Origin of the sequence: Halomicronema hongdechloris C2206 (genome assembly GCF_002075285.3) — a bacterium.
Lineage (GTDB): Bacteria > Cyanobacteriota > Cyanobacteriia > Phormidesmidales > Phormidesmidaceae > Halomicronema_B > Halomicronema_B hongdechloris.
In genome coordinates this window covers 1083624-1102480 of sequence record NZ_CP021983.2, presented here as the reverse complement: position 1 = coordinate 1102480, position 18857 = coordinate 1083624, and the positions used below count along the sequence as shown (strand labels likewise).

Sequence of the window (18857 nt, the reverse complement as noted above, 5' to 3'; positions counted from 1 at the left end):
CCATCAAAAAATTGGGATCGCAGGAGGTCTTCCTTGGTGAGATTCTTGGGATCGCAGGAGGTCTTCCTTGGTGAGATTCAGAGAGGGCGAGTGCCAGCTTATCGAGTTCGTGTTATCTGAACAGTTAGGCACTGGTTTCTAAAAGTGGGATGGCCTACCCAAACGTTCACCCAGCCAAGGTTTGAGGCAATCGGTCGCTGAACTTTTAAAACCCTTACCCAATGAAGCTTAACGGCGTTCATCCTACATGACCAGACCAGTGCCCAAACGCGACGCCTCTATTAAAAAGCATATAAAAAGCATAGTTCGTTGGGCTGGATATACGAGGAATTTTAAGTTCACCTAATGGCAGCCCTATAAGACGGACCAGTCATCGGTACAATGGGAAAGATGTACAGTCCTGCTTAGGATAGCGGTGTCTGTTTATATATCTGTTGCCTATCCAGTCGGTTCGCCGTCTGTGTGTAATGACTTTAACCCGTCCTATTCTAATCGGTGGTCTGGGGCTGACGGCTGTCCTAGGGCTCTTAAACGGGCTGCATGACAGCCTGACAGATCACGCTACCCTACTGGTGCTGATGGGAGTCGGCTCTGGGGTGTGGTGGTGGCGGCGGCGACGTCAGCAGCCATCGAGCCCAGTCGTGCCCTCGTCTCCGGTGGATCGAGCCGCTGTCGATCGGCTCTTGGCTCTGACAACCGAGCAGTTGGACACATTAACCACAGAGATTCGCGAGCATCTAGACCCGGAGGACCGGGGACCATGGTTGAGCAGGGTCGAGGGCTTGCGGCAACAGGGAACTGCCCTGGCCGAAGACCTAGACCGCCAAACCCTAACCCTGGCCCTGTTGGGGGATCCTGGCGTGGGCAAGAGCACCCTACGTCACCACCTGTCGGAGACATGGTTGCCGTCTTTAGCGACAACTGTAATGTTGCAGGAAGGCACCACGACTCTGCCTGCCGAGCAAGACCCCGATATTCTCCTATGGGTCACTGCCACCGACTTAACCGACTCGGCCCTGGCCAGCCTGCGCCACTATCAGCAGCTGGGCCACAGGCTAGTCCTGGTCTTCAACAAACAGGATCAATATGGCCCCCTGGATCGGGCCACGATGCAGCAGCAACTGCACCAGCACAGCCAGTCCTTGCCAGAGACCATCCCCGTGGTTGCCGTGACCGCCCAGCCTGGCCCGTTGAAGGTCCGGCGGCACCAGCCCAATGGCTCGGTAGAGGAATGGCTAGAAACTCCTCAGCCTGAGACCACAGACCTCCTAGAGCACCTCAGGGAGTTGGTGCAGCAGCAGCAGCAGGAGTTGGTCTTGGCGACGGCGATGCGCCAGGGGCAACAGCTGCAACGACGAGTGCGAGACCATTTGAATCAGCTGCGGCGGCAACGGGCCATGCCCACGGTGGAGCGGTTGCAATGGATTGCGGCGGCTACGGCCTTTGCCAATCCCCTACCTAGCCTAGATGTCCTGGCGACTGCTGCCATTAACGGGCAGTTGGTGATGGACTTGGGACGAATCTATCAACAGGGCTTTTCTTGGCAGCAAGCCAAGGCCACGGCTACCACTCTGGCCAAGCTGACGGTGCAATTGGGCCTAGTAGAACTCTCCAGCCAAGCCCTGACCAGCTTCCTGAAAAGCCATGCCGCCACCTATGTGGCCGGTGGTGTGGTGCAGGGCCTCAGTGCCGCCTATTTGACCCGGTTGGCTGGCCTGAGTTTGATCGATCATTTCGAAGAGCAGAGTGGTCGAGGCTCAGAGGCTGCACCGCTCTCGGTTCAAAGTTTGAGCCAGAGACTGCGCCCCCTCATGAAGCAGAGCCAGCAGAGTGACTGGTTCAAGGATTTGGTGGCAGAAGGGCTGTCACGATTACATCGCCCAGCTGACGCCGCTCCGACTCCGGTGGCTCTGGCAACAGCATCGGCAGAGCCTATCAACCTACCAGAATCATTACTCTGCGACCAAGATAACGCCTCTACTGACTAGAGCGGCAAGGCTACATTTATCAGGATTTTCCCTTCTGCCTTCTGCCTTCTGCCTTCTGCCTTGGCCTAACAGAGGCTACACTCATGGCAGAGAAGCCATCAATGTCCACGTTTCAGTAACCGTTGTCTGTCTCTCCTCCTTCCTGGCCGTCCCATGGCTCTGAGTCCCTTGCCTCAGGGACCAAAACTCCCTGGTTGACTCGTGTGCAGCAGAGTCTGCGGCAGACGGCCCGGCGCTATCAGGAGCATATTCAACAACCGCAGGGTGAGGCGACGGCCCGGCAACGGCAGGCCACCATCAAGACCGGGATTGAGCAGCTGACGACCCTGGCCAATCGGCTGGAACAGCCCACCCTAACCGTCGCTGTGTTTGGCCTGGTCAGCCGTGGTAAATCGGCAGTCATCAATGCCCTGTTAGGGCAGCCAGTGCTGCAGACGGGGCCTCTCCATGGGGTGACGCGCTGGCCGCGGTCGGTCTATTGGTCACCGCCGGTTGAAACCGTGCATTCAACCAACCTGCCCATGCAAATCGAGCTGATCGATACCCCCGGGCTGGATGAGGTCGATGGGCAGGAGCGCGCCGACATGGCCCAGACCATTGCCAGCCAAGCCGATTTGATCCTGTTCGTGGTGTCTGGAGACATTACTCGCACCGAGTACCAGGCCCTGACGATGCTGCAGGCTTCCCATAAGCCAATCCTGCTGGTGTTCAACAAAACCGATCTGTATCCAGAGATGGATCGCCAAGCCGTCTACGATGCCCTGCGGCGCCTGTGGCAGCAGTCGCAGGCTGAGGCGCCGCTGGCCCTGGGGCTAGAGCAGGTGGTGATGGTGGCCGCAGAACCGGCTCCTCTGCAGGTACGGGTGGAATGGCCCGATGGCCACAGCAGCCACGAGTGGGAATCCCCGCCGCCTCAGATCGCGCCGTTGCGGCAGGCCATTCTCACCCTGGTGCAGCATCACGGCCCGGCTCTCCTGGCCCTCAATGCCTTAGGCCAGGCCCAGTCCCTGGAGACGAAGATGGTAAAGACGGCCATGGCCTTGCATCAGCCCGCTGCGGAGCAGCTGATTTGGCAGTTTGCCAAGTATAAGGCGCTGGCGGTGGCCCTCAACCCCATTGCTGTCCTGGATGTGCTGGGTGGAGTAATGTCGGATTTGATCTTGATTCGTTCCCTGGCTCGCCTCTATGGGTTGTCCATGACCAACTACGAAGCCGGGCGGCTGTGGCAGGCCATTGTGCGCAGCAGTGGGGTCGTGCTGTTGAGTGAATTGGGCAGTGGCTTGCTGCTGGGGGTAGGCAAGAGCGCCGGGGCGGTGACCAGTGTGTTTGACAGCTCTGCCGGGCTGACGGCCTGGGCCGGGGCCATGGTGGCTCAGGCCAGTGCCGCCGGCTATGGTACCTATGCCGTTGGCAAGGCTGCGCAGCAGTATTTAGAGCGCGGGGGCAGTTGGGGCCCCCAGGGGATTCGCCAGACCTTGCAGGAACTGCTGCATCAGCTGGACAGTGATGCCACCACAGAGCACCTACGGCAAGAATTGCAGTCGCTGTTGGATTGAAGGGCACTGGTTGGCCCCAGCCTAGCGGCGGTGACTCGCAGCTAAGGAAGTTGTGCTATTTCGTTAGGTTGGACTCACGACAGGCAATCCTAAGGAGAGTGCCTATACTGGTAGCGATCCATCTGGCTGAGAGGATATTTGGAAAGTACCCTGCAACCTTGCTCCAGACTGGATTCTGGCCAACAGAGCCATACACTCTAAAACGCCTGCCTTACAGGCCTTTCAGCCGAGTTTTCAAATGTCCTCTGAGGCCATCCCTTGCCCATGCATCTGTTGCCCCATCGCACTAAGATCGTTGCCACCATCGGTCCGGCCAGCAGCTCCCGGGACACCATTCAACACATGATTCGAGCCGGCATGAGTGTGGCTCGGCTCAACTTCTCCCATGGGTCCTATGACGATCATGCTCAGCGCATCCGTCTGCTGCGCCAGGTGGCCCAAGAGCACGATACTCCGATTACCCTCTTGCAAGATCTGCAGGGTCCCAAGATTCGCGTCGGTGCCCTGGCCGAGGATGGGATGCAGCTAGCTGCCGGCAAGCGCTTGACCCTGTTGCCGTCGGATCATGCCACGGGGCTCAACCAGGTCACCATCGACTATCCCCATTTGGCCGCCGATGCCCGTCCGGGTATGACGATTCTCTTGGATGATGGGTTGCTGGAGTTACAGATCGAGGCAGTTGAGCCGCCAGCAGTCCATTGTCGGGTGATCCAGGGCGGCCCGTTGCGCAGTCGCAAGGGGGTGAACTTGCCGGATTTGACTCTGCGGTTACCCTCGCTGACGGCTAAAGACCGGGAGGATCTGAAGTTTGGGCTGAGCCAGGGGGTGGATATGGTGTCGTTAAGCTTTGTGCGGCGAGCCGAGGATGTGCAGGCCCTCAAACAGCTGCTGGCAACCCATGGGGCTGCCGATGTGCCGGTGCTGGCTAAGATCGAAAAACCCCAGGCCATTGCCAATCTCGAGGCGATTCTAGCGGTCTGTGATGCGGTGATGGTGGCCCGGGGAGACCTGGGGGTGGAGATGCGGGCGGAAAAGGTGCCGATGCTGCAGAAGCGCATCATTCGCGCTTGTAACTTGCGGAAACTGCCGGTGATTACCGCCACCCAGATGCTGGACAGCATGATCCATAATCCACGGCCCACCCGGGCCGAAGCTAGCGATGTGGCCAATGCCATCATCGACGGCACCGATGCGGTAATGCTGTCGGGAGAGTCGGCGGTGGGGGCGTTCCCGGTGGAGTCGGTGCAGATGTTGGGGCGCATTGCCGCCGACATTGAGCCGGAGTTGGAGTTTGTCAATAACCCGCCGGCCAAAACCGATGAGACCCATGCCCTCAGTGAGGCTCTGAACGTGATCGATAAGGTGCTGGACCTGCGCTGTATCGTCAGCTTTACGGCCAGTGGCTACACGGCCATGATCGCGGCGGGAGAGCGGCCGCGGGCACCGGTGATTGCCCTGACTCCCAATGTCAAGGTCTACCATCGTCTGAATCTGGTCTGGGGGGTGAAACCCATCTTGGTGGATACCCCGGCCACCAGCTTCGAGGCCATGACCCAGCAGGCGGATCAGTATCTCTGCGATCGCACCTATGCCAGCCCCGGCGACAAAGTGTTAATCATGGGGGGCATTCCGGCTGGCATTTCTCAGGGCACCAATTTCATCAAGATTCACACCATCGGTAACTAGTGGTAACTAGGAAGATGGCTGGTTCCCGGGAGTAGTGGCGTCGCTGTAGGTCAGATGTGCGATCGCATCGGCCAGCTGCTGCATCTCCACCGGCTTCGACAAATAGATCTGGAAGCCCGCCGCCAGGACCTGACGTTTCTCCTCTGGGACGGCAGCCTGCATTAAGGCAATGGCCGGAATCAGATAGCGCTGCCGAATCTGCTGGATCAGCTCATACCCCTGCATCCCTGGCCGACAGACATCGCTCACCAGCACATCGGGACGAAAACTATCCTGCAAGGTCAAGGCTTCTGTGGCAGTGGCCACCGCCTTCACATTGGCCCGCAGCCCCTTAAAAAAGGTGGTGTAGAGTTCCCGGGCATCGGCCTGGTCGTCCACGATCAGAATCCGACAATTTTTCAGGGAGGCCATGGCCTGACTCGCCATATTGCCCTCGGCCCAGGTATCCGACGAGGTCTGGCTGAGCTGGGGTAACAACATGGTAAACGTGGCCCCTTGGCCGAGGCCAGGACTGTCGGCTCGCACCAAGCCCCCATGCAACTCTACTAAGTGGCGTACAATGGCCAACCCCAACCCCAGCCCCATGTGGCGACGCGTGGTAGAGCTATCGGCCTGACGAAAGCGCTCGAAGATATGGGGCAGAAACTCAGGTTCGATGCCTTTCCCCGAATCTTGCACCTGAATCTGCACATAGTGATTCAACACTTCCAGGCGGATATCCACCCGGCCCCCTTCTGGGGTGAACTTGATGGCATTAGAGAGCAGATTCCAAATGATCTGCTGCAGGCGATTGCGATCGCCCAGCACTAGGGTGGCCGTCGCTGCCAGTTGGGTCTGCAGGTCGATTTGCTTGGCTTCGGCCGCCGGCAAGATCGTTTCCGTTGCCGCCAACACTACCGGGGCCACATCCAGTGGAGTCACCGTCAGCTTCAACTTACCGCGAATGATGCGAGAGACATCTAATACATCCTCGATCAGCCGTCGCAGGGCCTCCACATTGCGTTGAATCGTTGCCAGGGCGCGGGTGGCTGTCCCCTCATCCAACCGTCGCCGCTGCAAGAGCTGCAGCCATCCCTGCATGGCATTGAGAGGGGTGCGCAATTCGTGGGACAGGGTGGCCAAAAACTCGTCTTTTACCCGACTGGCGGCTTCCGCCTCTTCCCGGGCCGCCTGTTCGCGAGCCAGCAGGCTCTCTCGTTCTTGCTCCGAGAGCTTGCGATCGGTGATGTTACGCCAGGTCACCACCACGCTGTCCCCCAGCTTAGCGGCCCGGACGTCCAGGGCGGTGGCCAGAACCTCGGCCTGGTCATCTTCATAGAGGAGCGATTCCTGCACCAGGGGCTGGCCCGTCTCTACCACCTGGGCATAGGCGTCGACTAGGCCCATGGCCTGGTACATGGGAAACTGCTCACTCAGGCGCTGGCCGATCACGGTCCAGGGATCTTGGCCCAATTGCTGACAGGCAGCCGTGTTGAGATACTCGATGCGAAAATCCTGAATCTGTCGGGAGGTATTGCGGATGGCAGAGTAAATGCCAAAGCAATCTAGCATGATTTCCACGGAGGCGCGAAAGCGATCCTCGCTCTCTTGCAGGGCTTGCTCGGCCCGGTAGCGGGCCCGGCGTTCTGCCGTTTCGTTCAGGGCCCGTTTAACCGCTGGCACCAGGCGACCTAGCCGTTGTTTCAAGACATAGTCGGTGGCACCCTGCTTCAGGGTTTCGATGGCCAATTCTTCCCCCATCAGTCCCGACACCAGGATGAAGGGAATGTGCGGATACTGGCCCCGGATAATATCTAAGGCTGCTAGACCGTCGAAGTTGGGTAGGGCGTAGTCGGCCAGCACCAGATCAATGCTGGTGGCTTGCAGGGCCGCTATGAAATCCTGCCGATTGTCGACGCAGATCATATTGCTCTCGATACCGCCGGAGTCTAACGCGGTCCGGATCGTCTCGATATCGAAGGCAATATCTTCTAGCAGCAGAATTTGAGACTGTGCCATAAAGCACTGGAGCAGGGCAAGGATCAGCTAGATTACACGATAGCTTGGACATCCGGCAGAGTCATGATGTCGCCATGGTAGAGGACAGGGGCACTCTGGGGCACCTCGACAAAAGTCTGCCCAGTGAATACGGCATCAAGCCGCAGGGGCAGGCTGGCCATAGTCATGGTGGCCATAGTCATGGCGGCGAGGATGCCTCGATACCAGAGGGAGTATCTGCCCCGTCTGGTTGCCAAGCGTTCGTGAACTGGGCCACGGGGGCGCGGAGTCAGAGGATATTGGTCGAATCCGGGGCAATGTCCAATCCTCTGCCCTCTTGACGATCGGGTGGGGTGATCAGATCTCCCAGGGATTCGATGTCAACGCCGATGTCTTCGCAGGTGCGCTTGAGCGAGCGGGCAAAGCCCTCGATGTCGCTGCCGTAGCCGCATTGATGAGCTGCGATCGCAACTCCCTGCTCGGCATTAGATTTAGCACAATCTAGCAGTTCTAGACCTTTCAATGGATGAGAAGCAGCCATAAATTGATAAGACACCTAGATGATGTACTGAACAAGGATGACCCTAAAAAAATGACCCGAAAGCGATGATTAGTCCAGCCTATTCAGCTCGATACCCCGAGCTTTCTCACAGGGACATTATGGTTGGCGCCTGCTGATCTAAACGGGGATTCAATGGAGTAATGAATTAAATTATGGCGGTCATTCTTAGGGCAAACTAACGTTTGATATCCCAGCCTATATTAAAGACAATTGAGGACTCATTTGGCATCTGTCGGAAGGGATATCCTGGCAGATGGCATGGATTTCAGGCAGTAATGGGGGAGTGGCATCGACCCTGCTGGCCTCTGCCCCTTGATAGATGATATTGATGGTCGACTTTGCTGTACTGAATACAGCAGTTATTCCAGAAATTATGCGACCTATCAATATTGGCCTTTCCGACGAACAGCGACAGGGTGTGATCGAGCTATTGAATCAACACCTGGCTGACGCTTACCTGCTGTTGATCAAGACTAAGAAGTACCACTGGGATGTGGTTGGTCCCCAGTTCCGCACCCTTCATGAACTGTGGGAAGAGCATTACCAAGCGCTGACTGAGAGCATCGATGACTATGCCGAACGCATCCGGGCCTTGGGTGGCTATCCCTTGGGCACCGTCGAGGGATTTTTGAAACATGCCTCCTTGAAGGAGCATCCAGGGGATTTACCCGATGCCAACGAAATGGTTGGGCGTCTAGTGGTCGATCACGAGCAGGTGATTCGCAACCTGCGCCAAGCCATCGATCAATGCAGTGATCAGTTCCACGATGAAGGCACTGCCGACTTCTTGACCGGGCAGCTAGAGGCCCATGAAGAGATGGCGTGGATGCTGCGGTCCTTCATTGAAGGCACTGGCATCGAACCCAGCGGCTATCGTCCCGAGGTGCGTCCCTCTGTCGCTCGATAGTAGAGTGCTCTGTAGAGGGCACTAGGGAATTCCATCCCCCTGACCCGCTGTCGAAGGGCAGCGGATTGCCTATTGTTCATGCCACGGTGAGTATACGGTATGGCCCGAGTCAACTGGTCAACCCTGAGTAAACGCTGGAATCAAGGCGTGACGCTGTTGATCACCCTGAATGTGGGGTTAGTGTTGTTTAACCTCAGCTATGTGCCGTTGCGGGGGCTGTACCTGCAGTACGTACCGACCCTGGTGCAGGCCTATGATCCGCTCAAGGGCATTGAACCCCATCCCCAGACCCAGACCTATCTGGAAACGGTGGCGACCCTACGGCAGACCCTGGCCACCCAGGGATTAGAGGCCCAAGAGAGTGAGGCTCTCTTAGCTGACCTGCGTCAGCAGAGTATGACCTTAATCGAGGAAAACCCGTTCCTGATCGAAAATCAAATGGCCTCCTTCGCTCAGCTAAAGCGACGCATGCGCGGCTATATGCAAACCGCGTCGGCCCAGAATGCCTTTCAGCGTTTTTGGAGTCAGGCCTACCTGAACGAGGTGGGCTGGCCCACGGCCCTGGCCTATTTCGATCGCCGCATCGAGCCGATCTTAGCCCGCAACTACTTTCGCCAGACCATCGCCACCGGCCAGTTTGTCGACTTCTTCTGGTGGGTAGATGGCTTTTTTATGGCCTTCTTCGCCGGAGAGTTATTGGTGCGATCCTTGGTGGTGAGCCGCCGTCAGCCCGGGGTGAGTTGGCTAGATGCGATCGCACGTCGTTGGTACGAGCTGCCCTTGGTCCTGCCCTTCTGGCGCTGGCTGCGCATTTTACCTATGCTGGTGCGGCTCCATCGCAGCGGCCTAGCCAACATCGAGTGGCTGCTGTCGCAGATCACCCATGAGCCCGCCGCCTACCTCTCCAATCGCATCTCCCAGTACCTACTGGTGCGCTTGATCAATCAAACCCAAGATTCCGTGCAGCAGGGGACGCTGTTTACCGCCGATGAGACGGCCCTCCAGGTTCCCGTCGGCGAACCCGATAAGGTCAACCGCATTCTCGATCGGCTGACAGAATTGGTCATCTATCGGGTGGTGCCCACCCTGCAGCCCGACCTAGAAGCCGTGTTGCGCCACAGCCTCAAACAGGCCCTGACCAATTCCAACCTCTACGACGGCCTGCGCCAGATTCCAGGCATCGAGACCATGCCAGCCAGTGCCCTAGATCTCTTGGCCAGCTATCTGGCCCAAGCCACCTGCGATATTCTGGTCGACTCCTACGACGATGAACAGGGGCGGGTCTTGCTCGATCAACTGAATCGCGACTTCCGCCAGGCCCTGGGGGAAGAGATTAAGGGGCAGGAGACCGCCACCGAATTGAAGCAGCTTCTGTTCGATCTGCTGGAAGAAGTCAAGATCAACTACGTCCAACGGGAAAAGATCCACGATCCAGAAGCCACCCTAGCCGAAGTGGATACCTTGCAACAAAGGCCATCGTCGTAGTGCAGACTGCCTCAGTTGCAGCTCCGCACGCAGATATGCCGGTCCAGCGGTGGCAAGACTCTGCCTTGTGACCGATGGGCTCACCGGCATTCCTGATTACCGTGTAACCAGTGGTTCACATATCTTTACCTATGGCTAACGTATCCGAGCAAATCGACGCGGTCAAATCAAACCTGACGGGGCCAGCGCCCACTCTCACTGAGCTTCCGCCCCAAGCCTCACCCCAGGATCTGCAAGCCCGTCTGAACTGGGGCGAACCGGCCCTGACGATCATCGACGTCCGCGATCGCACCGCCTACAACCAAGAGCGGATCCAGGGCGCCATATCCATGCCCAGGGCCGAGCTACTGCCGATGATCCAGGGCAGCCTGGAGTCGACCCGGGACATCTACATCTATGGCGACAACGACGACGATACCGCCGCTGCCGCCGAGCAACTGCGCCAGGCAGGCTTCACCCGGGTAGTCGAACTGAAAGATGGCCTCGCCGGTTGGCAGGCGATTTCGGCCCCCACCGAAGGCAACGCCTAGACCTGGGGAAATCCTGGAGAGACGCGAAGCGGGGGCAGCCTGGCCCTAACATGAGGCCATAGGCAATGCCCCAGGCCAAAACTATTTCACCGTGAGGTAGTGCAAGCGCGCTACCTCTTCGTAGATCCTTGGATGACTATCCGGAAGGCCACAGCCTCTACTTCATGAAGAAGCCGCTGCCCACGGGCATAGGGAACATCTAGCACTATCTCAACGAATTGGGATGGGCGGTTCGGTTAGGCCCCGGCGGGAATCATAAAGCGGCGATGAAGAGCCATAGACTTTTATTTGGGACGCAATCATTGTTTGCCGGTCCTTTTCTATTTCCGGGCGGGACCCATAGAGTTTTATTTGGGACGCAGTCATTTCCCGCCGGTCCTTCTCTATCGTGACGCGGGTCTCTATGACGTTTCTGTGGGTCCCAGCCAGTTTGAGGCGGGACACAGCCATTGTTTGCCGGTCCTTGTCTATTGCCGCCCGGTCCATAGGGGAATGGGGGCGAGCATTGAGCCGCCCAAATGCCCTCGGCTATAGTGAAGACGTTTTTCCACCCTAGGCAGCGCCATGGCTGGTGAGAGAGGCGGCAGCGGCTTCATCCAGTGGCTCCGGCAGCTGGCCGGCGGCGTGACCGGTGGTATCGGCCTAGTCACCAGTCTGGTCGGCCTGATCCAACTGTTCCGAGGGCACTCGGGCTTGGTCAGCCTGCTTTTGCTGGGCTTAGGAATCGTGCTGCTCTGGTTGGCCTGCCTGTACTATGCTCGCTTTTGGCAGCCTGAGCGTAGAGACGCTTCTAGTTCTGGATTTCAGCCGGCGCCAACGGATAGCCAGGTGCAACGCCAACGGCAAAAGAAGCGGCGCCGTAAGATCGTGCGCCGTATGGCCAAGGTGGGGCTGGTGCTGGTGCCGTTGCTGGTGATAGCGGGGGTCTCGACCTGGCAGTACGTAGAGAGACTGCCCAGCCAGCAGGTGGTGATTGTGGTAGCTGAGTTCGATGGACCAGACGTGCAGAACTACCGCGTCACCGACACCATTCTCAGGGAGCTGCGGGACGCCACCGAAGAGTACGACGACGTCAAGGTGGAGGCGTTGGATGAGGCCATCACCGAGCAGGCTGGTAGCGACGCTGCCCGAAAGCTAGGCGAACAGCAGAAGGCGTCGATCCTGATTTGGGGCTGGTATGGCAAGACGGAGACGGCGGTGCCGATCAGCGTCAACTTTGAAGTGCTGAAACCCCCGGAATATTTACCGGAGTTTGGGGAATCCGCCAGCGGTACCGTGCAAACCGCTGCGTTAGCAGAGCTGAACAGCTTTCAGCTGCAGACCCGGCTCTCGGCAGAGATGGCCTACCTGACGCTGTTCACCCTGGGCATGGCACGATATGCTGCTGAAGATTGGTCAGGCGCCATTGACCGCTTCGAGGCGGCTCTATTACAAACTCAAGAGCCTCTGGCAAGCCTAGAGAGACATATCGCGCTGTTTTACAAGGGGAACGCCCATTTCTTTGATGAAGACTTCAATGCCGCCATCGCCGCCTACGATGCCGCCCTGAAAATCGAGCCTGACGACCACGAAGCGCTCAACAACAAAGGGGTTGCCCTGGCTGACTTGGGCCGTTACGAGGCTGCCATCGCCGCCTACGATGCCGCCCTCAACATCAAACCTGACAAACACGAAGCGCTCTACAACAAAGGCAATGTCCTTTATCACTTAGACCGTTACGAGGCTGCCATCGCCGCCTATGATGCCGCCCTCAACATCAAACCTGACGACCACGCAGCGCTCTACAACAAAGGCAATGCCCTGGCTGACTTAGGCCGTTACCAGGCTGCCATCGCCGCCTATGATGCCGCCCTCAACATCAAACCTGACAAACACGAAGCGCTCTACAACAAAGGCAATGCCCTGGCTGACTTAGGCCGTTACGAGGCTGCCATCGCCGCCTATGATGCCGCCCTCAACATCAAACCTGACAAACACGAAGCGCTCTACAACAAAGGCAATGCCCTTTATCACCTAGGCCGTTATGAGGCTGCCATCGCCGCCTACGATGCCGCCCTAAACATCAAGCCTGACCTCCACGAAGCGCTCAACAACAAAGGCAATGCCCTGGCTGACTTAGGCCGTTACGAGGCTGCCATCGCCGCCTACGATGCCGCCCTAAACATCAAACCTGACAAACACGAAACGCTCTACAACAAAGGTGTTGCCCTGGCTGACTTAGGCCGTTACGGGGCTGCCATTGTTGCCTACGATGCCGCCCTGAAAATCAAACCTGACTATGACGCCGCGCTCCACAACAAAGGCGTTGCCCTGGCTGCGTTAGGCCGTTACGACGCTGCCATCGCTGCCTTTGATGCCGCCCTGAAAATCAAGCCTGACGACCACGTCGCGCTCAACAACAAAGGCAATGCCCTGACTGCGTTAGGCCGTTACGAGCAGGCGATTCATGCCCTCAACGCTGCCTTGGACATTGAGCCGAATGACCCTGGCAGCCACTTTCACTTGGCCCGGTGCCAGGCCCTGCTGGGCAACACAGACGAGGCCTTAGACAGCCTGGCAACTCTGTTCAGACTTGCTCCTGATGCAGGACGGGAAGCGGTTGCGGCTTCGAGAGATTTTGACAGCCTGGGCGATCATCCCCGGTTTCAGGCCTTAATGGCTTCCGACTCGCCGAAACAATAGAGGGGGACTCGCTGCCCAACTCTAGCCTCTACAGATGGACCGACAAGGGGCATCTATCGGCGCAATGGCCAGCAGGAAGGCGCAATCCTGGCGCTGTTCCTGGCAACCGTTACAGTCAAGGGGTGATGCCACAGCCCAACCCAATGAGATGACAGACCTATTACTAATCCTAGGTCGCTGGCTGTTGACTGGGGAGGCGATGCTGACTGATGGGGCCGTAGCCCTGCAAACAGACACCATTCTGCAGGTCCGGGCCTGGGAGTGGCTGCGGCAGCAGTATCCCCATTTGGAAGTTATCTGCCGCCACAGATTGTCGATTAAGACAGCCCCTTAAATTCTTGGGGAAACATTTGACATTCAAGTTTTGAGTCTTATTGCTTACAGCTATTGCCAAAGGTTCTCCCAAATCGCTAAAATGTAGATACACTGTATCTACTTCCCGCCAAAGAGTTTGACTGCAGTAGTTTAACCAGTCTAGGCATAAGAACAACTTATGGTTGCGACAGTTACCAAGTGGGGCAATAGTTTGGCCCTTCGGATTCCCCAACACATCGCCAAAGAGATTCAGCTAACTGAAGGCGCTGAAGTTGATCTAGCGGTGATTGACGGTAATTTGGTAATCAAACCGAGACCTCGTAGGCGCTATTCTTTAGAGGAGTTAATAGCGGCTATCACACCAGAGACTTTGCATTCTGAAGTGGAGACTGGAGTCGCTGTGGGGAATGAGGCTTGGTAAATCCGGCAGAGCGCTACATTCCTGATAGGGGCCACATCCTTTACCTAGACTTTAATCCAACTAAAGGTCATGAACAGCGAGGACACCGACCTGCGTTCGTACTGTCGCCTCGCAGTTACAACGCCAAAAGCACCCTGGCACTGTTTATGCCTATTACTAGGCAGCAAAAGGGGTATCCCTTTGAAGTTCTCTTACCGCCTGAACTACAGATTCAAGGGGTGATTCTTGTTGATCAGATCAAGTGTCTAGATTGGACAGCCCGTAACGTTCAGTTCGTTGAGATTGTTCCAGATAGCTTAGTTGAAGAGGTGCAGGCAAAAATCGAACCCCTGATTTTGTAGGGGGTTAGATAAATCCTGCTACCCATAGCTTCTCAACTCCTCTGCCTCTCAGCAGCTATAGATGGCTTGCTCGCTAAGACCTGAGTTCAGCTGATCCCGTGACTAATTCCTAGCCAATTGACAATAGACAGACCTGTCTACATAATTAGAGTGTAGCCCTTTCCCATCCCCACCATGATTGACCTCTTCACCTACACCACCCCCAATGGCCGCAAGCCGTCCATTCTGCTAGAGGAATTGCAGCTACCCTACACCGTTCACGCCATCAATATCGGTCAAGGAGAGCAGTTCTCCCCTGAATTTGTGGCCATTAACCCCAACAGCAAAATTCCCGCCATTGTCGATCGCGATCATCAGCTGGCCGTGTTTGAATCGGGGGCAATCCTGATTTACCTGGCCGAGAAAACCGGCAAATTATTACCGACAGAGGCAGTCGCCCGGGCCCAGGTGATGGAATGGCTGATGTTCCAGATGGCCAGCGTTGGTCCCATGTTTGGCCAGTTGGGCCATTTCCGCAACGCCGCCCCCGACCCCATTCCCTACGCCATCGAGCGTTATCGGAAAGAAACCCTACGGCTGCTGGGGGTGCTGGATCGGCAGCTGGCAGATCAGCCCTATATTGCCGGCGATTACTCCATCGCTGACATCGCCACCTTCCCCTGGGTGGCTGCCGTCAAGACGCCTTATCTAGATATCTCCTTGGCCGACTTTCCCTGGGTATCTGGCTGGATTGACGCCATGAAAGCCCGCCCGGCAGTGCAGGTGGGCATGAACATTCTGAAACCAGCGTTCAAGAGCGATTATGGCACGGTAGCGCCGCCCCAGGAGACGAGGCAGGCTCTGGAGATGGCCCAAAAGCAGGCAGCCTAATCTGCCAAGGTAGAGTACTGGCGACCTCTCTGGGGAAGATGCCTGACTTTATGCCCCTAGAAGAACTCACTGACGCTGGGCAGATCCACCCGAATTTCGCCCCCCAAGGCCAAATAGAGCCAGGCCGCCAGTAGGGCTCCAAACAGGGGAGCCAGCACCGGAACCCAGGCGTAGGGCCAATCACTGTCCCGTTTGCCGCCGGGGATGGGCAAGAGGGCATGCATGATCCTGGGGGCTAGATCGCGAGCTGGGTTGATGGCATAGCCGGTGGTGCCCCCCAAGGAGAGGCCGATGGCCAGTACCAATAATCCCACCGGCAGGGCGTCCAGAGCTCCTAGGCCGAAGGTGGGTTTGGCCAATTGCAATACCGAAAACACCAGCACCGAGGTGCCCATGGATTCGCAGAGGAAGTTGGACACTCGATCACGAATGGCCGGGGTGGTGCAGAAAACAGCTAGTTTGCGATCGCAATCGCGGGTTTTGGCCAGATGGGGACGATAAAACAGCCACACCAGCATGGCCCCGATGGCGGCTCCGATGAACTGCCCCAGCACGTAGACCGGTAATATCGACCAGCTAAACTTACCGGCCACGGCCAGGCCTAAACTGACGGCAGGGTTCAAATGGGCACCACTAATGGCCGCCACGGAAAAGACCGAGACAAACACAGCCATGCCCCAACCCAGGGTAATCGTATTCCAGTCAGAAGCCTCTGCTTTGGTGCCCTCCAGCACCACATTGGCTACCACTCCGTTCCCCAGCAAAATCAACAGGGCCGTGCCGATAATCTCGCCATAGAAAGGGTCCATCGCCTGAAGTTGGTTGCAACACCTGGCAGCGATATTCGCCGGCAGTTACCGTTCACTATAGGCAATCCGTCTGATATCAGTGGTCACGACTTAAGGTTGGCGACACAATTCTTCGGGCAAAGCCTGAATCACTCGCTGAAACGGGGACGGATCCTTTAACCCTTGGGATAGCATCAGGGCGCCCTGGATGGCGATGATGGCATCTTCTCCCCGCTGGTGGGCCAACCTGTCATCCATGCCTGCCTGGGCCAGCACCCTAGCAATGGCTCCGATCCAGCGCTTTAGCAAGGCGTTCACTTGGCCATGGAAGACATCGCGACCGGTGCCTGCCTGCAGAATGGCCAGCAAGCAGGGTTGGGTACCGCCGGCATAGAGATCGTCGATGCGATCGCACATCTTCTGTAACCGCTCCTGGGCCGTCCCCTCATTGGCTAACGGGGTCAAGACATTCTCTTGCAGCCAGTCATCAGAGTAGGACAACACCGCCTCAACCATCTCCTCTTTGCCGTCGGGAAAGTGGTGATAAAGGCTGGCTTTGCCTAATCCCGTCGCTGCCGAAATCTTCGCGAGGGTGGCGCCGTCATACCCATATTGCCGAAATAGGCCAAACAAGCTGGGAATGTAAGTCTCCTTGGGCATTACACGCAAATTTCAAGTCATCTATTGACAGCATACCAAACGTTCGGTACAGTCTGAATATACCGAACGCTCGGTTCAGTTCTTAGCTCTAACTATGCCTACTAAGTCATCGAAACCCAGCTCACTCAACTTATTGGAAGAAAACCCATGATCACGCTTTACGGCCACGAAATGTCCGGGAACAGCTATAAGGTTCGGCTGTTATTAGAACTGCTCCAGCTCGATTACGACTGGGCTGCCGTCGACCTCATGCAAGGGGAGCACAAGTCTCCTGAATATCTGGCCCTCAATCCCTTCGGCCAGGTTCCCTTACTGATTGATGGCGATATGAAACTAGCTGATGCCCAGGCCATCCTGGTGTATCTGGCCCGTCAATATGGCGGTGAACAATGGCTGCCTATGGATGCCGTCGCCCTGGCGCAGGTGGTGCGCTGGCTGTCTATCACGGCTGGAGAAGTCCGCCAGGGTCCCGAAAATGCCCGACTGTATCATCTGTTTGGGGCCACCTCTATCAATATCGATCGGGCTCAGCAAAAGGCGGACCAGATTCTGACTCAGTTGGATAAGCACCTACTTGGCCGTACCTGGCTGGAATTCCAGCGTCACACCATCGCCGATATTGCCGTCTTTCCCTATGTGGCCTTGGCCCCCGACGGCCAGGTCGATCTTGCTCCCTACTCTCAGGTGCTGACCTGGATCGATCGGGTCAAACATCTGCCTGGCTTCATTTCCATGGCCGGGCTTTAGGACACTGCCAGATTTATCCTGACGACCTCCAGAATCGCTATGACTACAGGTTGGACTCAACCGCACTCTCCTTTTCATGCCGGAGAGCAAGCGGTGCAAACCCGCATGGGCGTGCGCGACAAGCTCGAGAAGCTGGGACGGCGGGTGGTACGAGACTACTTAGCCGACCAGCATCGAGAGTTTTATCACCTACTGCCTTTTTTGATTGTGGGCACTCTCGATCACCAAGGACACCCTTGGGCCTCTATCCTCACCGGGCCACCGGGATTCATCACCGCTCCCGACCCCTATCACTTGAGGATGGCGACGCAACCGCTGTTTGGCTCGCCGCTGGCGGACCACCTGACCGCGGGGGCCGATATTGGCATCCTGGGGATTCTGCCGGAGAATCGGCGTCGCAACCGTTCCACCGGGCGAATCAGCGCCGTGGATGACGCGGGGATAACGGTTGCGATCGCACAGACCTTTGGCAACTGCCCCCAATACATCCAAACCCGGACCATGGAGGTCTTACCAGAGGTTGCCGATCCGGGGCAAGCCAAGCACATTGTCCAGGGTGAACGCCTCGATGATGCCGCCAAAGCCCTGATTTCCCGCTCCGATACCCTGTTTATCGCCACCGCTTACACCCCTAGCCAAGACAGCCCCGCCTTCGGGGCCGATGCTTCCCACCGGGGCGGTAACCCGGGGTTTGTGCGGGTGGAAGACGACCAGACCTTAATATTCCCCGACTTCACCGGCAACTTTCACTTCAACACCGTGGGCAACATCCTACTCAATCCCAGCGTCGGGTTATTATTCATCGACTTTGACACCCGGGACTTACTCTACCTGACCGGACAGGCCGACATCATCTGGGAGGGGGAGGAGGTGACGGCCTTCTTAGGGGCAGAACGGTTCATCCGCATTCACGTGGAAGCCTGGCAACGCGTCGCCGCGAGTCTGCCCCTGCAGTTTCAATTCGGCGAATATTCTCCCATGCTGCAGCACAGCGGCAGTTGGGAACAAATGGACGCGACCCTTGCGGCCAAACATCTACGATGTCAATGACCATGACGACTTGCGCCATGAGCAACTGTTTGGGGTCGTCCTGGGTCAGCTCGAGAGTGACCATCCCCGTTGCGCGCCGTTAGCGGGCAAGAGCACCCTCAATCGTCTAGAGCAAGCGATGCATGTGCCCGGCGACCTATTCGATTCGCGCTACGTGAAGATGAGCTTGGCCCCAGGTGACGATTGTCGTCAGAGGCGATAGTGCCTACAGCTGAGACAACATCATGAGTTGGTGCGAAGAACCAAAGCCGGGTAGAGTTTGTCACCGCCCACAGCAGCAATGCCCGCTTGC

At 57.2% G+C, this 18857-nt stretch carries 19 protein-coding genes; 14 read left to right on the top strand and 5 right to left on the bottom strand.

Annotated features, from left to right (window positions below):
• Positions 1-467: 467 nt before the first annotated feature.
• The 3 genes from XM38_RS05085 (at position 468) to pyk (ending at position 5230) form a co-directional block, all read left to right on the top strand.
• Entirely contained in the window at positions 468-1988 is a 1521-nt protein-coding gene (locus tag XM38_RS05085; RefSeq protein WP_088429268.1) for a slr1306 family protein, read from the top strand.
• Between the two features lie 122 nt (positions 1989-2110).
• Positions 2111-3544, top strand: a complete 1434-nt coding sequence (locus XM38_RS05080; protein WP_225889188.1) for a GTP-binding protein — start codon at positions 2111-2113, stop codon at positions 3542-3544.
• A 264-nt stretch (positions 3545-3808) separates the two neighbouring features.
• Positions 3809-5230 carry a pyruvate kinase gene (gene pyk / locus XM38_RS05075; protein WP_088429266.1) on the top strand — a complete coding sequence of 474 codons (1422 nt, stop codon included), beginning with the start codon at positions 3809-3811 and terminating at the stop codon, positions 5228-5230.
• A gap of 6 nt (positions 5231-5236) precedes the next feature.
• Here the strand turns inward: pyk and XM38_RS05070 are convergent, their stop codons facing one another.
• From XM38_RS05070 to XM38_RS05065, 3 genes are all read right to left on the bottom strand, one after another.
• Positions 5237-7228, bottom strand: a complete 1992-nt coding sequence (locus tag XM38_RS05070; RefSeq protein WP_088429264.1) for an ATP-binding response regulator — start codon at positions 7226-7228, stop codon at positions 5237-5239.
• A 32-nt stretch (positions 7229-7260) separates the two neighbouring features.
• Positions 7261-7404 carry a hypothetical protein gene (locus tag XM38_RS25750; RefSeq protein WP_187329284.1) on the bottom strand — a complete coding sequence of 48 codons (144 nt, stop codon included), beginning with the start codon at positions 7402-7404 and terminating at the stop codon, positions 7261-7263.
• Positions 7405-7496: 92 nt separating this feature from the next.
• On the bottom strand, positions 7497-7748 hold the full coding sequence (locus XM38_RS05065; protein ID WP_088429262.1) for a hypothetical protein: 252 nt from the start codon (positions 7746-7748) through the stop codon (positions 7497-7499).
• A 394-nt stretch (positions 7749-8142) separates the two neighbouring features.
• Here XM38_RS05065 and XM38_RS05060 point away from each other — a divergent pair, with 394 nt between their 5' ends.
• The 8 genes from XM38_RS05060 (at position 8143) to XM38_RS05025 (ending at position 15320) form a co-directional block, all read left to right on the top strand.
• Positions 8143-8676, top strand: coding sequence for a Dps family protein (locus XM38_RS05060; RefSeq protein ID WP_080806447.1), 534 nt, complete (start codon positions 8143-8145; stop codon positions 8674-8676).
• A gap of 99 nt (positions 8677-8775) precedes the next feature.
• Positions 8776-10161, top strand: a complete 1386-nt coding sequence (locus XM38_RS05055; protein WP_080806340.1) for a hypothetical protein — start codon at positions 8776-8778, stop codon at positions 10159-10161.
• A gap of 131 nt (positions 10162-10292) precedes the next feature.
• Positions 10293-10691: a rhodanese-like domain-containing protein gene (locus XM38_RS05050; RefSeq protein WP_088429260.1), complete on the top strand. Its 399-nt coding sequence runs from the start codon at positions 10293-10295 to the stop codon at positions 10689-10691.
• Positions 10692-11255: 564 nt separating this feature from the next.
• Positions 11256-13373, top strand: coding sequence for a tetratricopeptide repeat protein (locus tag XM38_RS05045; protein WP_080806335.1), 2118 nt, complete (start codon positions 11256-11258; stop codon positions 13371-13373).
• A gap of 148 nt (positions 13374-13521) precedes the next feature.
• The gene (locus tag XM38_RS05040; RefSeq protein WP_088429258.1) at positions 13522-13707 is read left to right on the top strand and encodes a hypothetical protein; all 186 of its coding nucleotides are present in this window, start codon (positions 13522-13524) and stop codon (positions 13705-13707) included.
• Between the two features lie 159 nt (positions 13708-13866).
• On the top strand, positions 13867-14109 hold the full coding sequence (locus tag XM38_RS05035) for an AbrB/MazE/SpoVT family DNA-binding domain-containing protein (protein WP_080806331.1): 243 nt from the start codon (positions 13867-13869) through the stop codon (positions 14107-14109).
• Positions 14103-14450 (top strand): endoribonuclease MazF, encoded by a 348-nt coding sequence (mazF, locus tag XM38_RS05030; protein ID WP_080806330.1) that lies wholly within the window; start codon positions 14103-14105, stop codon positions 14448-14450. The genes XM38_RS05035 and mazF overlap by 7 nt, the downstream gene beginning before the upstream one ends.
• Positions 14451-14624: 174 nt before the next feature.
• Positions 14625-15320: a glutathione S-transferase N-terminal domain-containing protein gene (locus tag XM38_RS05025; RefSeq protein ID WP_088429256.1), complete on the top strand. Its 696-nt coding sequence runs from the start codon at positions 14625-14627 to the stop codon at positions 15318-15320.
• Positions 15321-15376: 56 nt separating this feature from the next.
• Here the strand turns inward: XM38_RS05025 and XM38_RS05020 are convergent, their stop codons facing one another.
• Both XM38_RS05020 and XM38_RS05015 read right to left on the bottom strand, forming a co-directional pair.
• Positions 15377-16129: an MIP/aquaporin family protein gene (locus tag XM38_RS05020; protein WP_080806328.1), complete on the bottom strand. Its 753-nt coding sequence runs from the start codon at positions 16127-16129 to the stop codon at positions 15377-15379.
• 90 nt (positions 16130-16219) lie between these two features.
• Positions 16220-16768 carry a TetR/AcrR family transcriptional regulator gene (locus tag XM38_RS05015; protein WP_088429254.1) on the bottom strand — a complete coding sequence of 183 codons (549 nt, stop codon included), beginning with the start codon at positions 16766-16768 and terminating at the stop codon, positions 16220-16222.
• 147 nt (positions 16769-16915) lie between these two features.
• Between XM38_RS05015 and XM38_RS05010 the strand changes: the two genes are divergently transcribed.
• Genes XM38_RS05010 through XM38_RS05000 form a run of 3 tightly spaced genes read left to right on the top strand, consistent with a single transcriptional unit; the run spans position 16916 to position 18767 of the window.
• Positions 16916-17515 (top strand): glutathione S-transferase family protein, encoded by a 600-nt coding sequence (locus XM38_RS05010; protein WP_080806324.1) that lies wholly within the window; start codon positions 16916-16918, stop codon positions 17513-17515.
• A gap of 39 nt (positions 17516-17554) precedes the next feature.
• A complete protein-coding gene (locus XM38_RS05005) occupies positions 17555-18565 on the top strand; it encodes a pyridoxamine 5'-phosphate oxidase family protein (protein WP_088429252.1) in 1011 nt (336 codons plus the stop codon).
• On the top strand, positions 18537-18767 hold the full coding sequence (locus tag XM38_RS05000; protein ID WP_080806322.1) for a transposase: 231 nt from the start codon (positions 18537-18539) through the stop codon (positions 18765-18767). The genes XM38_RS05005 and XM38_RS05000 overlap by 29 nt, the downstream gene beginning before the upstream one ends.
• The last annotated feature ends 90 nt before the right edge of the window (positions 18768-18857 follow it).

Excerpts from the sequence above, each read along its gene's own strand:
- XM38_RS05085 (WP_088429268.1), top strand. The coding sequence starts at position 468 with ATGACTTTAACCCGTCCTATTCTAATCGGTGGTCTGGGGCTGACGGCT.
- XM38_RS05010 (WP_080806324.1), top strand. The coding sequence starts at position 16,916 with ATGATCACGCTTTACGGCCACGAAATGTCCGGGAACAGCTATAAGGTT.
- XM38_RS05050 (WP_088429260.1), top strand. The coding sequence starts at position 10,293 with ATGGCTAACGTATCCGAGCAAATCGACGCGGTCAAATCAAACCTGACG.
- XM38_RS05025 (WP_088429256.1), top strand. The coding sequence starts at position 14,625 with ATGATTGACCTCTTCACCTACACCACCCCCAATGGCCGCAAGCCGTCC.
- XM38_RS05020 (WP_080806328.1), bottom strand. The coding sequence starts at position 16,129 with ATGGACCCTTTCTATGGCGAGATTATCGGCACGGCCCTGTTGATTTTG.
- XM38_RS05015 (WP_088429254.1), bottom strand. The coding sequence starts at position 16,768 with ATGCCCAAGGAGACTTACATTCCCAGCTTGTTTGGCCTATTTCGGCAA.
- XM38_RS05065 (WP_088429262.1), bottom strand. The coding sequence starts at position 7,748 with ATGGCTGCTTCTCATCCATTGAAAGGTCTAGAACTGCTAGATTGTGCT.
- XM38_RS25750 (WP_187329284.1), bottom strand. The coding sequence starts at position 7,404 with ATGGCCACCATGACTATGGCCAGCCTGCCCCTGCGGCTTGATGCCGTA.
- XM38_RS05035 (WP_080806331.1), top strand. The coding sequence starts at position 13,867 with ATGGTTGCGACAGTTACCAAGTGGGGCAATAGTTTGGCCCTTCGGATT.
- XM38_RS05040 (WP_088429258.1), top strand. The coding sequence starts at position 13,522 with ATGACAGACCTATTACTAATCCTAGGTCGCTGGCTGTTGACTGGGGAG.
- XM38_RS05070 (WP_088429264.1), bottom strand. The coding sequence starts at position 7,228 with ATGGCACAGTCTCAAATTCTGCTGCTAGAAGATATTGCCTTCGATATC.
- pyk (WP_088429266.1), top strand. The coding sequence starts at position 3,809 with ATGCATCTGTTGCCCCATCGCACTAAGATCGTTGCCACCATCGGTCCG.
- XM38_RS05055 (WP_080806340.1), top strand. The coding sequence starts at position 8,776 with ATGGCCCGAGTCAACTGGTCAACCCTGAGTAAACGCTGGAATCAAGGC.
- XM38_RS05005 (WP_088429252.1), top strand. The coding sequence starts at position 17,555 with ATGACTACAGGTTGGACTCAACCGCACTCTCCTTTTCATGCCGGAGAG.
- XM38_RS05060 (WP_080806447.1), top strand. The coding sequence starts at position 8,143 with ATGCGACCTATCAATATTGGCCTTTCCGACGAACAGCGACAGGGTGTG.
- XM38_RS05045 (WP_080806335.1), top strand. The coding sequence starts at position 11,256 with ATGGCTGGTGAGAGAGGCGGCAGCGGCTTCATCCAGTGGCTCCGGCAG.